Origin of the sequence: Bradyrhizobium sp. CCBAU 21365 (assembly GCF_015291305.1) — a bacterium.
Taxonomy (GTDB): Bacteria; Pseudomonadota; Alphaproteobacteria; order Rhizobiales; family Xanthobacteraceae; genus Bradyrhizobium; species Bradyrhizobium elkanii.
On sequence record NZ_CP030036.1, the window covers coordinates 6496730 to 6509914 of the forward strand.

The window sequence follows — 13185 nt, forward strand, 5'->3', positions numbered from 1 at the left end:
AGCTATTCGCTCGTGAGATGGATCGGCTCTCGACGCGAAGCGGTCCGCATCCGGACAGGCCTCGCGCGAAGCGAGCTAACTGCCCGAAAACCGGTTTCGGTACTCGGTCGGCGATACGCCGAGGTGGCGCAGGAAGGCCCGCCGCATTCGCTCGTCATCGCCAAATCCCGCGCGCTTGGCGACCTCGACCACACCGCCGATCTGGCGGCTTTCGAGCAGCAAGCGCGCGGTCTCCACGCGCAGCGCCTCGACGCCGCTTGCCGGCGTCATGCCGGTGCGGCTGACATAGGTCCGGGCAAAGGTGCGTGGCGTCATCCCCGCCTTTTCCGCGAGGGTCTCGACCTTGAGGTCGCTCGTGATGTTCTCGATGATCCAGGCGTGCAGCGCGCTGAAGCGTCCCTCGACGTCCGATGCCTGGGCGGCAAGGACGGTCGAGAATTGGCTCTGACCGCCCGGCCGTTTCAGAAACACCACAAGTCTGCGCGCGACATCGAGCGCGATGGTGTGGCCGAAATCCTCCTCGATCATGGCGAGCGCCAGATCGATGCCGGCACTGACCCCGGCCGATGACCAGACCCGTCCGTCCTTGACGAAGATCGCGTTGGGCTCGACCCGGATATTGGGAAAGCTATCCTGCAGACGGGGACAATAACGCCAGTGCGTTGCTGCCCGCTTGCCGTCCAGAATCCCGGTCCAGGCCAGCGCAAATGCGCCAAGGCAAACCGACGCGATACGGCGCGCCTTCGGCAGCGCCTCCGCGATCCAGTTCATCAACTTCGCATCGTTGCGGATCTTCCAGATGCCGGGCCCGCCGGGGATCACCAGCGTGTCGACCTCGGCGGGCGCAATACTGTCGATCGGCGCCGTGTCGATCATCATGCCGACATCGGTCGGCACCAACCCGCCGGAGGTCGACAGGTAGGACAGCGAGTAGTCCGGTCCCGGCAGCTCGATCGCTTCCAGTTCTGCAAACACCTGCGCCGGTCCCGAGATGTCGAGCAAGGTCACACCCGGAAAGGCAACGATCGCGATCCGCCGCGTTGCTTTCTTGTCGCGCGGCTCAGGCCGGGGCGCTTTGGCAGTTTTCGAGGGCATATTGTCCTTTAAGCCATTCGAGGCTGCCCTGTATAGCTCGCAATGGAATTCTGGAGTTCTGCCATGTCGCGAAATCTGGGCAGCGGATACGAAGCGATCAAATCGCCTTGGACGGATTACGCGATCTACAGTCTACCCGATGCATCCCGGGTCGAAGCCTGCGACCGTCAGCCGCTGATGGACGCCATGAACGGCATCATTGCCGTCAACTGGCAGGCCACCGAGCCGCACTGGACAGCAACCTCCTCGCCTTTCGACAAGAGGTACAGCCTGATCCTTGTCTACGATCGGTCTGGCCTCATTGCCTTCTCGGTCTACCGCGTCCTGGAGATGTCGGCCGGGCTTGGCATCTATCGCAGCGGCACGGAAGTGCTTCCGGCGCACCAGGGCCGCGGCTTCTACGGCTTCTTCACATCGGAAGTCCTGAAATGCTCCGGCGCTGCCGCGAGAACCGAGGGCAACGTGCTTTACGGCTGGCGAACCCGCAACCCGATCGTCTGGGCAGCGAACGCTAAAATTTGCGAAAAAGTGACTCCATCTTTGCTCGACGATGCGCAGGATCTCGCCCTGCAGGCGGCCTGTATCGAGATGTGCACCTCGCTCTATCCGGGCAGGCCGCTCGAACTGCCCGACATGATCATGCGTGGCGCTTACGGCCACATTAAGCACCATCGGCAGGCCTATCATGGCACCGCGTCGCTGGTCGATGCCGCGATGTCACGGAAGATTCCGAATTCAGCGGATGCCCTTTTCTCGGTGGGTTACGCGAGGGTGTGATGTCGGTGCTTGGACAACAAGCTGTTTATGCCCCGACGTCGCGCTTCACCGATCGCGCCTATCTCGCGTGGACTGCGGTGGCCATCGCTTACGCCATAGCCTTCCTGCAGCGCGTATCGCCACAGTCGGTCAGCCTCAGTTTCATGCACGACTTCAACACCGACGCGGCCGGCGTTGCGATGCTCGCCTCTAGTTACTTCTGGGGCTACACCTTGATGCAGATTCCGGCAGGCCTTCTGGTCGACCGTTACGGCGTCAAGCGCGTCGTCCTCGTCAGCATGATCGCCTCCTCGCTCGGCAGCGCCGCGTTCGCGCTGGCACCGAACCTGCTCGACGTTTTTGTTGCACGCCTGATCGTCGCCTGCGGCGATGCGCTGGTCTTCACCGCACTCCTGAAGCTCGTGGCACAAAGCTTCGCGGATGAGCGGTTCGGCATGATGTCGGGCATTTCGCAGGTCTCGGGCTATGTCGGTGGCGTAATTGCGACCACGCCGCTTGCAGCTGCGGTTTCAGGCTTTGGCTGGCGGGCCTGCTTCCTGTTCATCGCGTGCATTGGATTGGCCAACCTCGCTTTCGCCAAGCTCGCGCTCAAGCCAGATCCAGCCTCGCACAGCAACAAGACGCTGAAGGGCGTGGTGCTCGCCGCGCGGCAATCGCTGGCCCATGTCGCGAACTGGGGTTGCGCAATGACGTTTGCGTCGCACTTCGCGGTGGTAACGACGCTGTCGGGCGTCTGGGGCATTCCGATGGTCGCGCACTTCTTCCACATCTCCCCGACGGCGGCCGGCACGCCCCTGCTCGCCTTCATGATCGGCAATGCGCTCGGCTCGATCTTCCTGGGTCACGCCGCCGATCGCGCCGCGGCGGCGCTTGACCGCGCGCTGATCGGCATTTGCGTGCTCCGCATGCTGCTGATCGCGATGCTGCTGCCGCCGATCGCCCAGACATTTGGTCTCGCCTACGTCACCGTCGTGTTTACTGCCTTGGGGCTCGTCGCCGGCGGCACTGTCCCGCTGGTGCTGAAATGCGTCAAGAAGCTCTACACCGCCGATCTGATCGGCGTGGGCGCATCCGTGAACACCACAGCCGCCGGAATCTTCGCCGGCATCTCGCAGCCCATCATCGGCTTCGCGATGCTAGCCGCCAGCAACGCCTCGGGGACCGACGCCGTACACAACACGGCCGCGATCGGCGACGGCGGCTACAGCGCCTTGATTGTCATTCTGCTTCTCATGTCGCTGCCGGGCATTGCCGGGCCGCTCTTGATGAGAAGCAAGTTGATAGCTCGTTAGTGCCGTTATGAGTGTAGGGGGTGTTATGGAGCGCTTGTTCTTGAGAAAAGGCGAAATCGCGTCAAACTTTCCGGTCAGCAGCTGGCAGAGCGTGATGTTCTCCGAGTTTGAAGCACAGATGAGCAGCGAGGCAAGGCCGTTCCCTTGCGTGTTCGGCGTGACCGGACATCGCCAGGATCAGCTCCGCTACCTGTTCCTCGACCCATATGACGTGGCGGTGCTGGGCGAGCAACTCGGGCTATATGTCTCGCAGGCGCGCTCGTTCGGTCCCAACACCTCGTTGATCGTGTTCACGCGACCCCGCCCGGTACAGACGCTCGATGCCTATTATCGCAAGATGTGGCTGACGCTCGACCAGCTCGCACGGCTGGACAAGAACCCTTGGCCATCGGAGATTCCGGAACAGATCGACCACCCGATGTGGGAGTTCTCGTTTGCAGGCGAGCCGATCTTCGTGGTCTGCACGACGCCCGCGCATGTGATGCGGCAGAGCCGCCGGTCCAGCGCCTTCATGCTCACATTCCAGCCGCGCTGGGTGTTCGAGAAGATCCTCGGGACGGAGAAGGCCGCGAACGCCGCGTTCGCGGAGGTGCGCAAGCGCCTGATCCCGTACGACAGCGCGAGCCCCTCTCCGCTTCTGGGCCGCTACGGTGCGACCGACGGCCGCGAGTATCTGCAGTACTTCCTGCACGACGACAACAATGCGAGTTCGGGCTGCCCCTTCGCCAAGCTCGCGCAGAACAAGACGCCACCGATCGCGAACAAGGAGCAGGCAGCATGACCCAGATCATCGCAGGCACGAAGACTGAATTTGCCATCGACCCGGAGATCCTGAACCTGCTTCCGCCCCAGGGGTCGGTCGAGTTGCAACATGATGCGGCCGGCAAGGTGCATCAATTCCATACCCATCCGGTCGACGAGATCCTGATGATCATCAGCGGCCGGCTGCACTTCATCTGGGATGGCGGCGAGCGGGTGGTTGGCGCCGGCGACACCATCTTGCTGCCAGCCGGCACGCTGCATCAATCCGAAGCGCTCGAGGGCGGCGCAATCTACGTGATCGCGACGCAAACGCCCGCCAAGCCAATGAACAACTGACGCACAGGAAAGATTTGCGAGCACCTCAGGACAGAGAGGGATCGCGCGGCGGCTCAGCCGCCAAACGTTCGACCAGCTCGATGACCTCGGAACGCTGGTCGGGCGCAAGTCGAAGGAAAGCCTTCAACAGTCGCAGGCTTTCCAGTGTTTCGCTCGATGGAGCTCCGAGCTTCTTCTGCAGCTCTGCAACGTATGTGGGATTTTTCATCTCGCACCTTAAGTGAGGATTACGAATGGCATACCCAGGTAAACGTGAAGGCTTGGCCCAGAAGGTCGACACCGCAGCACAAGAGGCCGAACGCCTCGGCCTCACCACGGCAACCCTCATCCTCCGGATGGCACGCCTCGAGATTGATCGGGCGGAGCCCGAGGAAGTTGAAAGTATGCCAAGGAACAACTTGCGCAGCAAGCCGAACTGAGTTCCCAAAACGGACCAGCTCCCGGGCCGCCGGCGACCCGCCGGGCCTGCGACGCCTGAAAGACATCTCGCGAGGCGAGAGGCTTTCCTCTCGCCTGCGGTCAGGCTGGTATGCGAATAGCTGATCCTTCGTGCAGGCCGAGCACGCTGGAGCGTTTTCGAGCGAAGCGGATACGGGTTCGCGTCAAGGAAACGCGTCAAACCAGAATCTAGAGCCCCGTTCCGATTCTATCGGCACGGAAAAGGCTCTAGCCGGTGTTGCCCGCCTTGCCAAACGCGCCAGCCTCGGCCAGCGCGGCGATACGCCGGTCGTCGTAACCAAGCGTCTCGCTCAACACGTCCTTCGTATGTTGACCGAGCAGCGGAGCCGCAACAGGATCAACGGTCGGCGTCAGGCTCATATTGACCGGCGACTCGATGTTCGGAACCGAGCCGGCGGTTGGATGCGCAATCCTGCTCAGGCGATGCCGGTCGCGTACCTCGGGCGCGTTGAACCCCTCCTCGACCGTCCGCAGATAGCCAACCGGAATGTTGGCCTTCTTCATCTTCGCCATCCAGTTCTCGAGCGTGTCGCCCGCAAACACGCTGGCAATGATCGCGCGCAGCTTCTCCTTGTTGGCGGTCCGCGCCTTGCGATGAGCAAACTCGGGATCGGTGACGAGATCCGGACGTTCCAGCACGTCGGTGACCAGCCGGCGATACAGCCGGTCATTGGCGCAGGCCATGTAGAGCGGACCATCGGACGCCCGGTAGACGCCGACGGTCGGCGAACCGTTCGGAGAGTTGCCGAAACGGCCGGGATTGTTGCCATTGATGAGATAGGCCATGCCGTAGAAACCGGTCATTGACACCGCGGTGTCGATCAATGCGACCTCGACCTGCTGACCGCGACCGAGCCGATCGCGCGCGATCAGCGCCAGCAGGATGGCGTTGCAGGCCGACATGCCAGTTGCCATGTCGACGATCGGCGGCCCGGTGCGCACCGGCTCGCCATCCGGGAAACCGTTGAGCGACATGAAGCCGCTTTCGGCCTGCGTGATCGGGTCGAAGCCCGGGCGCAGCGCGAAATCGCCTTTGCGGCCGTAGGCGGAGATCGAGCAATAAATCAGCCGCGGGTTGGTCGGCGCCACCGACGCATAATCAAGACCGAATTTCTTCATCACGCCGCCGGAGAAATTCTCCACCACGACGTCGGCCTTGGCAATCAAGGCGCGAGCGATCTCGAGCGCGGCCGGATTGTTGAAATCGAGCGCGATGCCGCGCTTGTTGCGATTGAGGCTCAGATACGCCGCGCTCTCCCCGCCGATTTCGGCGTGCTCATAGGCGCGCGTGTCATCACCGCCGTCCGGATTTTCGATCTTGATGACTTCGGCCCCGAAGTCGGCCAGCGTTTGCGTGCAGGCCGGGCCGGCCACAACGCGGGTGAAGTCGACGACCAGCAGGCCGTCGAGCGCCGTCGGAACTCCCTCCCCGCGCGGCGTGCGCCCCGGCAATTCTGGTCTGGTCATGATCTGACGCTTCCTCTGTTCATTTTGTCAGGCGAAATACGACGGTCCCTGCCAAGACCGACGCTGCTCGCCTTTTAGCGGAAGCTCGTCAGCAAAACCAAACCCGGATTTTGCAGGGCGGGACCTTCGTCCGACATGGCTGTCAATGGCCAGGACGCCCCGGCGGCGCGGGCGGCCGCCGACATGGTCGGACGCCTCGCATGCGAAGCAAGCCTGCTGGACACCGATCTGGGGGGCCATACGCAGACGGGTGGCGGCACGCCGCCGCCACCCGCTTTCGTGATGGAGAGCCTTCGGGCTATTCGGCGATCATTTCGCCGGAGCCGCCGAACTCGGCCGGAAAATCCTTCAACTTCGGCAGGCCATCGCGTATCTGCAGCACTGCCTCGGAATAGTTGACGTGAACGCCCGGGCTGAATTTCAGCGTCGGGATCGTTGCGGTGAACACATCGACGAGCCCGAGCGTCGGGTGGTTGGTCATCAGGTGACCGCCGCACTTTGTGCAATATTTGCGCTGGCTCATCGCGGTCTTCTCGAATGTCGCGATGTGGTCGGCGCCCTTGGTCACCTCGACCGCCTCGGGCTTCCAGAGGCTGAACGCATTCACCGGACCGCCGGACCAGGAACGGCATGAACGGCAGTGGCAATAGCCCATTGCCTCGGGCTCCCCACTGACCTTGAGTTCGACGGCGCCACAAAAGCAGTTTCCAGTGTGATTCATCGGTCGGTTCTCCCTTGGGTTATTTTGATTAGGCTCCGCGTCGGCATCGATCCACGTTGCTCGTGGTGTTCGTGATGCAGAGAAGACGTGGACAGGTGCGTAGCCGCGGCGAACTCCCTTGCGTGGACGTACCAGACCCTTCCCCGCGCGAGAGGCCTCGAATGCAGGCAGGTCGTCGACGCAACGGAAGTTACATGAGAGTCCGCGCCGCTGTCGACCATCTTCGACACAGCCCGGGCCCAACCCGACCGCACACAAGGAAGGAGTTCAGTGTGAGGCAAGGCACAGTCATGTCGCGAGTTGCTGCCGTGCCAGATTCCTGCGCGGCAAACCGGCACGCCAGCAATCACGTCAGATCAGCGTTGACGGTCGTTCACCGGGACCCTGCTTGCCGTCGCAAGTCCGTACATCAGCGCCAGCCGATCCAGGCATTCCTTGAGACGCCGCGCAAAATATTCCTGCCAGCGCTGCGTACGCAGTCCGCGCCGCTGTCCAACCTGCTCCATGGTCATGCCGAGGATCAGGACATCGTGCACCAGCGCCGAACCGTCGGCGCCGAGTTCATGCTCGGCGCGATTCAGGCGCAGCGTCGCCTGGCGCTGCCCCTCGGTGATCGGCTCGCGTCGCAGGCCGCCATCGACATCTGGAAGCTCGGTTCCGAATTCAGATATCACCCTTTCATACTCAGGATACTCAGCTAGCTCTCGGTCCCACGACGCTGAATGATTTTTCGTGGCAGCAAAGTTGGGGAACCAGGACACTCCAGGTATTGTTACTGACGTCGATCACAATGGACCTTCGGACCACCTTGGCAAACGAGGCTTGCGAGCGTACATGCGCGAGCAGTGGCCTCGTAAGCGAGGCCGCTATTCCTGGTCATCATCGTGGTGAGTGTAGGTGCTCACAACGCTGCTCAGTCGAACGCTACCTGGGTGCTCTAGCCCTTTTTTGGCCCGCTTGTTTTGCTCGCTCCCTTGCAGACTCGCTCTACGAGCGACCGAGACAGCGCCTCGAAAGTCGGAAAGCGCTCGATTTTGTGGGCCGCGCGTGTGTCCTCAGAAAAAGAGAATACTTGGGTTTTGAACGAAAGCGACGCGGACGGCAATAATAGATAATCCAGGACCGCCTCATTGTTCTCACCCATCCTTAGCGCGACGACCCATCCCCTCTGCAATGCCACGTGACGAACCATCGCCCAGCGCAGCGGCTGGCCCCCATACTTGCGCCATTTGGCCAATTGGAAGCAGATATTCACGGCGTTATCTATCCGCAAACATCCGGTCGGCTGATCAAATGTGGCGCGCCTATTCGCATCCTCAAAGGCTTCGCGAAGACGGCTGGCATTTTCGAGGTGGAAATTGACCCACTTTCTGTGCGCGTCAAGCTTGTCGAAGCGGTCTTGGTTGCCCGTGTAGCCGATCAATCGATAGAGATTTCGAAGCGTGCCAAAGTGAACGAGATACGTGGTGAGCGAAGGCAAACTGGGGCTTGCATCAATAATCGAGGCGTTGAGCTTGCCGTTCTTCATCAGGACCTTACGAAGGCGCACGAGCATCTCCTTCTCGGAAATGCAAACGCAACGCTCCTCCATTGTCTTCTTTGCGCGCAGAAATGTATCACGCTTAATGATTGGCTCGATCGCGCCCTTACGTGTGATCCAGAGATCTCTCGGATTGTGCGTTCGCTTCGCTCCTAGTTTCGCGGTGTCACGATTGTAGATGGAGTCGCCGATATACGCTTCGTTGTGAAGAAGTGCACTTATCGCACTTTGCTGCCATCGGTATCCTCGGTTCGTAAGGACGCCTCTTCGGTTAAGCTCACGCGCGATTTCCGCCTGCGATTTGCATCGTAGATATTCATCGAAGACCCACTTCACGACGTCGACTTGATCTCGCGAGCCTGGCCCGAGTGTGACACGGTCGGTGGTAAGAGACTTCCGCTCGCCGCTCTTCAGAACACCTTTCGGCCTACATTTATCGTCAACGAGTCGCCTCTCTAGACCATAAGGTGCCGGGGCACCCATCTTGAACCCGCGACTTGCCAGACGCAAAGCTCCTGCAAGAACCTTGGCCGAAAGCTCCCGGCTGAACTCTGCCGCCATGACCCTCTTGATATTCTTAACTATGCTCGAAAGGAGACTGCCGTCGTTGTCGAATTGCTCGGCGCAATAGGCAACCTTGACGCCGGCCTTTCGACATATGAACTCGTAATGCGCGCTCTCATCAACATCCTGAAAGCGCCCCCATCGACTGACGTCAAATACCAGCAAATGACCAAACTCAATTCGACCGGACTGAACATCGTCAATCAGTTCGGTCAAGCCAGTTCGATTCTCGATCTTCAGGCCGCTTTCGCCCTCATCGCGATAGGTGCGCACGATCGTGAGTTTATGAAGCTCGGCGTAGGCAGCGATAACCACCGCCTGATTTTCGATGGAGTATTTCTGGTAGTCGGTGGACATGCGGACATATTGCGCCGCTTGATGCATCTTTTGCGGCTGAGGCAGCCGGTCCTTGTGTACAATGAGAGCTTGCACCATAAGGCTGCTCCCGCGCATAGGCGATATAACCGTGGGCTTCTCTGTGCGCAAAAACAATAGCAAAGCGCAGCAGCCTCGTCAGTGTGGCTGAAGATGCTAATCACGTGAGAGGCAGTTTACCTGACGTATCGGCCCCTAAGCCGCAGCCCGCTCGCCTTCCGCCTCTTTTGGTGCAGTCACAGCTTTTTTTACAGACGACCATCCGCGTCGCGCATTGACCGCTTCGCGCGCTCCGGCGGGATCGTGCGGCTTCCGGCGCCTGGCTCGCGGCATTGGTAACCTCCAAAATATCTGATGATGGACGCGCGGAGGCTTCCGCGCGATCTCGGTTGCGGACCGATGTCCGTCGGTCTGGTGATGAATTGCCTCAACCGGTCCCGATGGCTTGAAGCCAGGCGGCGCTCAATACCGGCCTCGCCGTGGCCTCAGGATCGCGACTGAGGTGAAAATGCGGGGTGCAGTAGCTCGAGCCCGACCGGCACGGATGACCGCAGAAGGTCATTGTCTCGCCGTCGCGATCGCCACCATAGGGATAGCGACAGTCTCCGGGTTTGAGGTCGAGCAGCGAAAGATGCCGCGGCACGACCACCACGCAACGAAGTTGCGGCATCTCCACCGTTTCAGTGAAGATCTTTGGCCCGCGAAGCAGATCGGGCGTCAATTCGGCGCGCCCTTCACGCAGCCGCCCGAACCTTGGGAGCTCCGGCAGGGGCGATTTGGGCGGATCGAGGTGCCCCGGCAGGGACGGCTCGAGCCTTTCAAGGCCCGCCAACCCCATGCGCTGCGCCCGGCTGAGCGCCGCGTTGCGCGTATAGGCCGTCTTGAAGGTAGCGTTGATCGTGTCAGCGATTTCCGAATAGGACAAGCCGCGGGCGCGGAGGTCCTGCAAGGCTGCCGAATGCTCCAGCAGCCAGTTCATCGTTTCCATTCCAAATTCCCATTTCTGTCATTCCGCCGGCGCCTCGCACATCTTCCGATATTCCGAATAAAATGTCAAGCCTTGTTTCTGATAATCGTAACGGATATAGTGTGTCCGGGTTTGGGAAAGGATGAAACATGCTGGACGCGGCACTGATCGAACGAGCACTGGAAAAGACCGGGAAGAGCAAAGGCGGGCTCGCCCGCGCGATGGGGGTTCGGGCCGGGGCGGTCTCCGAAATCCTGTCGGGAATTAGGTTGATCAAGGCATCCGAGATTGCCCCGATCATGGAGTATTTGGAGCTGAATTCGGTGCCGATCGTGGGCCGGGTCGGCGCCGGCGCCTCGATCCAGCCGGAGCTTGAGCAGGTCCCGCCGGAGGGTCTGGGCGAAATCGAGCTTCCGTTCCCGATGACGGAGGAGACCGTCGCTTTCGAGGTCTCAGGCGATTCGATGCTGCCGAAATACGAGAACGGCGACGTCATCGTGGTGTATCGCGAACAGCGCTATCCGCTATCGAGCTTCTACGGAGAGGAAGCTGCGGTCCGGCTGAAGAGCGGCGAGCGATATCTGAAGACGATCGAACGCGGCAGTTCGTCCGGCACCGTCAACCTCAAGAGCTTCAACGCCAAGCCGATCAACGGCGTAAAGCTCGAATGGATCGGCGAAATCTGCGTCACCCTGCCCCGCGGCCAGATCGAAAGGCTGCGCGGCAAATCGGCGGCGAAGAGTCGCAAATCTGCTCGGACGCAGGGCGGGCGATCGTCCGAGAAGTAACCGTGCTGCTTCAGGGACCGGCCAGACCGATTCGGACGCCTTCGGGCCGAATCGGTCCGGCCGCGCATGCCTGAATTTCGGTTTTCAACAATTCAACTTGACGCACTTCCGATTATCGGAAATAATGCCCGGTGACAGTCAGAACACCGAACGATCCGGCAATGCAGTACTTCGTCGTGATGATCGATTATGGCCGCCGTGGCCGCGAGGCGATCGTCGATCCCGAAATGACACGACGCGACGTCGTCTCACGAATCGCCTCGGGCGAATATACGAACATCAGCTTCATTCACGAGACTGCCGAGCGTTCGGTCGAGGATGTCACGGACGACCTCCTGGCCGAGGCCGCCCTGCCGGAGCTCCCCGCGACCGGCGCGAACCTGCAAGCCAATACGCTGGATCACGCCCGCGACCTGCGCAAACACGAACCGGTCTGACACCGCTCACGGGATGATTGCGAAAACGTGATCTTTCTTGAGCCGGCCACTTGGCCGGAACCCGAAACGGACTAGATAGGGTTCACGCAAAGTCTATTCGGACCAGGCGCGGGTTCCCTCTAGATTAGCGATTCGTTTCTCGGGCCGGCAAATTTCAGCTTCAGATGACTTCGACAACAAACGCCGAGATCGCGAAAGCCGATGGCGATCTCAGGATCGCGCTGCTGCTTGGCATCGCAAACTGGTTTCTGTTTCTGGACCATATTCCGCACAACGTCGTCGGCGCGCTGACCATGCGCAACTTCGGCTTCAGCGGCGCAACCGACCTTTTTGTATTCGTTGGCGGCTACGCAGTGACGCTGATCTACGCCAGAATGACGCTGGAACGCGGATTCCTGGTGGCCGCAACCCGCATCTTCAAGCGCGTATGGCAGCTCTATGCCGCCTATATCGTTTTGTTCGTGATCTATGTCGAGTTGATCAGCTATGTCGCTACCCGGACCGCGGCGCCCGAGATCATCAGCGAGTTCAACATCACCGGCTTCATCGATCACCCGATCCGGACGTTGATCTACGGCCTGTTCCTGCAGGCCAAGCCGCTCAATCTCGACGTGCTGCAACTCACCATTGCCTTGATGGCGTTCCAGCCCATCATCGTGTTCGGGCTGTTGTACGTGCCGAACGTGACGATCGTCGCGTCCGTGACCCTCTATGCGGCCGGCCGGCTGCTCGACTGGAACCTGTCGTCATATCCGTATGGAGACTGGTACCTCAATCCGTTCTGCTGGCAATTGCTGTTCGTGATGGGCGGCTGGCTCGCGCTGATCGGCGCGCGATATGCACCCGCGATCCGCGCGATGCAGGCCGCTCCCGCGCTACGCGCCACGGCGTTGCTGTATTTGCTGTTCGCCCTGACGATCGTCTCGACCAGCGATATCCCGGCACTCGCGCAAATGATGCCGAGCGGGCTGAGCGATATGCTACCGCCAAACGACCGGGAGGATGTCGCGCCTCATCGCATCCTGCACTTCGTGACCTTGACGTTCCTGTTCACGTGGCTGGTGCCGCGCGATTGGGAATACCTGCGATCTCACGCCTTGCAGCCGATCATCAAGTGCGGCGAGGAATGGCTGGCCGTGTTCTGTGCAGGCGTCTTCCTCTCATTCGCTGCGCACCTGATCCTGATTACGGGCCCATACTCACTGGCAAGGCAGGTCGCGGTCAGCATCGCCGGTATCGCCGCGATGACGGCCGTCGCCTACTACGTCTCGTGGTCGAAGCGGCAGGACGGCAAGTCGGCCGTCGGGGCGCATTCCTCAATCCGGTGATCTAGGCTAGTCGATCACACACTAAGCAACATTTTCGACCTTTCCTTTTCGGGAGCGCGGCGAGTTCCTACTCGCCGCATCGGCTGTGCTGCTGGCGACGGTGCGATCGGGCGCAGAGGAATTTCCCGCGCAGTGGACAAAATTGATGTCGCATCCGGGTCTTTCTTGCGGATCAGGTTCCTAGTTGGTCGTCACGGGACGTAATCGGCGATCAGGGCGGGCATTTCGACATCCTCTCCCGTGATGCCTTCCATCGTCGCAATCGCGGGCGCATGGC

14 protein-coding genes and 1 pseudogene are annotated in these 13185 nt (G+C 60.8%); 8 read left to right on the forward strand and 7 right to left on the reverse strand.

Annotation, left to right across the window (positions count from 1 at the left end; genetic code table 11):
• Window positions 1-75: 75 nt before the first annotated feature.
• Entirely contained in the window at window positions 76-1095 is a 1020-nt protein-coding gene (locus tag XI02_RS30640; protein ID WP_018272820.1) for a GlxA family transcriptional regulator, read from the reverse strand.
• A gap of 63 nt (window positions 1096-1158) precedes the next feature.
• Here XI02_RS30640 and XI02_RS30645 point away from each other — a divergent pair, with 63 nt between their 5' ends.
• The 4 genes from XI02_RS30645 (at window position 1159) to XI02_RS30660 (ending at window position 4262) form a co-directional block, all read left to right on the forward strand.
• Window positions 1159-1872 carry a hypothetical protein gene (locus XI02_RS30645; RefSeq protein WP_172647535.1) on the forward strand — a complete coding sequence of 238 codons (714 nt, stop codon included), beginning with the start codon at window positions 1159-1161 and terminating at the stop codon, window positions 1870-1872.
• Window positions 1872-3164, forward strand: a complete 1293-nt coding sequence (locus tag XI02_RS30650) for an MFS transporter (RefSeq protein WP_172647534.1) — start codon at window positions 1872-1874, stop codon at window positions 3162-3164. Before XI02_RS30645 ends, XI02_RS30650 begins: the two co-directional genes overlap by 1 nt.
• Before the next feature lie 118 nt (window positions 3165-3282).
• On the forward strand, window positions 3283-3945 hold the full coding sequence (locus tag XI02_RS30655) for a YqcI/YcgG family protein (protein WP_244981076.1): 663 nt from the start codon (window positions 3283-3285) through the stop codon (window positions 3943-3945).
• Entirely contained in the window at window positions 3942-4262 is a 321-nt protein-coding gene (locus XI02_RS30660; protein WP_018272824.1) for a cupin domain-containing protein, read from the forward strand. The genes XI02_RS30655 and XI02_RS30660 overlap by 4 nt, the downstream gene beginning before the upstream one ends.
• Before the next feature lie 25 nt (window positions 4263-4287).
• Here the strand turns inward: XI02_RS30660 and XI02_RS45545 are convergent, their stop codons facing one another.
• A complete protein-coding gene (locus XI02_RS45545; protein ID WP_038379149.1) occupies window positions 4288-4470 on the reverse strand; it encodes a hypothetical protein in 183 nt (60 codons plus the stop codon).
• A 25-nt stretch (window positions 4471-4495) separates the two neighbouring features.
• On the opposite strand from XI02_RS45545, the gene XI02_RS30665 reads away from it, so the two are divergent.
• Window positions 4496-4681 carry a hypothetical protein gene (locus XI02_RS30665; protein ID WP_016847356.1) on the forward strand — a complete coding sequence of 62 codons (186 nt, stop codon included), beginning with the start codon at window positions 4496-4498 and terminating at the stop codon, window positions 4679-4681.
• 247 nt (window positions 4682-4928) lie between these two features.
• Here XI02_RS30665 and XI02_RS30670 read toward each other — a convergent pair whose 3' ends face one another.
• The 5 genes and pseudogenes from XI02_RS30670 to XI02_RS30690 form a co-directional block, all read right to left on the reverse strand.
• Window positions 4929-6191, reverse strand: coding sequence for a CaiB/BaiF CoA-transferase family protein (locus tag XI02_RS30670; RefSeq protein ID WP_172649129.1), 1263 nt, complete (start codon window positions 6189-6191; stop codon window positions 4929-4931).
• Between the two features lie 295 nt (window positions 6192-6486).
• Window positions 6487-6909 carry a GFA family protein gene (locus XI02_RS30675; protein ID WP_026193083.1) on the reverse strand — a complete coding sequence of 141 codons (423 nt, stop codon included), beginning with the start codon at window positions 6907-6909 and terminating at the stop codon, window positions 6487-6489.
• Window positions 6910-7265: 356 nt separating this feature from the next.
• Window positions 7266-7550 (reverse strand): annotated as a pseudogene (locus XI02_RS30680) (hypothetical protein); the annotation flags it as partial.
• Between the two features lie 296 nt (window positions 7551-7846).
• The gene (locus tag XI02_RS30685) at window positions 7847-9448 is read right to left on the reverse strand and encodes a recombinase family protein (RefSeq protein ID WP_172647532.1); all 1602 of its coding nucleotides are present in this window, start codon (window positions 9446-9448) and stop codon (window positions 7847-7849) included.
• A 367-nt stretch (window positions 9449-9815) separates the two neighbouring features.
• On the reverse strand, window positions 9816-10376 hold the full coding sequence (locus tag XI02_RS30690; RefSeq protein WP_172647531.1) for a GcrA family cell cycle regulator: 561 nt from the start codon (window positions 10374-10376) through the stop codon (window positions 9816-9818).
• 128 nt (window positions 10377-10504) lie between these two features.
• Between XI02_RS30690 and XI02_RS30695 the strand changes: the two genes are divergently transcribed.
• The 3 genes from XI02_RS30695 (at window position 10505) to XI02_RS30705 (ending at window position 12908) form a co-directional block, all read left to right on the forward strand.
• Window positions 10505-11143: an XRE family transcriptional regulator gene (locus XI02_RS30695; protein WP_018272830.1), complete on the forward strand. Its 639-nt coding sequence runs from the start codon at window positions 10505-10507 to the stop codon at window positions 11141-11143.
• Window positions 11144-11304: 161 nt separating this feature from the next.
• The gene (locus XI02_RS30700) at window positions 11305-11580 is read left to right on the forward strand and encodes a hypothetical protein (RefSeq protein WP_018272831.1); all 276 of its coding nucleotides are present in this window, start codon (window positions 11305-11307) and stop codon (window positions 11578-11580) included.
• A gap of 164 nt (window positions 11581-11744) precedes the next feature.
• Window positions 11745-12908, forward strand: a complete 1164-nt coding sequence (locus XI02_RS30705; protein ID WP_018272832.1) for an OpgC domain-containing protein — start codon at window positions 11745-11747, stop codon at window positions 12906-12908.
• Window positions 12909-13185: the final 277 nt, after the last annotated feature.

Bases quoted from the DNA above. Each gene is read 5' to 3' on its own strand.
- XI02_RS30650 (WP_172647534.1), top strand. From the start codon at position 1,872: ATGTCGGTGCTTGGACAACAAGCTGTTTATGCCCCGACGTCGCGCTTC.
- XI02_RS30660 (WP_018272824.1), top strand. From the start codon at position 3,942: ATGACCCAGATCATCGCAGGCACGAAGACTGAATTTGCCATCGACCCG.
- XI02_RS30655 (WP_244981076.1), top strand. From the start codon at position 3,283: ATGAGCAGCGAGGCAAGGCCGTTCCCTTGCGTGTTCGGCGTGACCGGA.
- XI02_RS30640 (WP_018272820.1), bottom strand. From the start codon at position 1,095: ATGCCCTCGAAAACTGCCAAAGCGCCCCGGCCTGAGCCGCGCGACAAG.
- XI02_RS45545 (WP_038379149.1), bottom strand. From the start codon at position 4,470: ATGAAAAATCCCACATACGTTGCAGAGCTGCAGAAGAAGCTCGGAGCT.
- XI02_RS30675 (WP_026193083.1), bottom strand. From the start codon at position 6,909: ATGAATCACACTGGAAACTGCTTTTGTGGCGCCGTCGAACTCAAGGTC.
- XI02_RS30700 (WP_018272831.1), top strand. From the start codon at position 11,305: ATGCAGTACTTCGTCGTGATGATCGATTATGGCCGCCGTGGCCGCGAG.
- XI02_RS30705 (WP_018272832.1), top strand. From the start codon at position 11,745: ATGACTTCGACAACAAACGCCGAGATCGCGAAAGCCGATGGCGATCTC.
- XI02_RS30685 (WP_172647532.1), bottom strand. From the start codon at position 9,448: ATGGTGCAAGCTCTCATTGTACACAAGGACCGGCTGCCTCAGCCGCAA.
- XI02_RS30665 (WP_016847356.1), top strand. From the start codon at position 4,496: ATGGCATACCCAGGTAAACGTGAAGGCTTGGCCCAGAAGGTCGACACC.
- XI02_RS30645 (WP_172647535.1), top strand. From the start codon at position 1,159: ATGTCGCGAAATCTGGGCAGCGGATACGAAGCGATCAAATCGCCTTGG.
- XI02_RS30695 (WP_018272830.1), top strand. From the start codon at position 10,505: ATGCTGGACGCGGCACTGATCGAACGAGCACTGGAAAAGACCGGGAAG.
- XI02_RS30690 (WP_172647531.1), bottom strand. From the start codon at position 10,376: ATGGAAACGATGAACTGGCTGCTGGAGCATTCGGCAGCCTTGCAGGAC.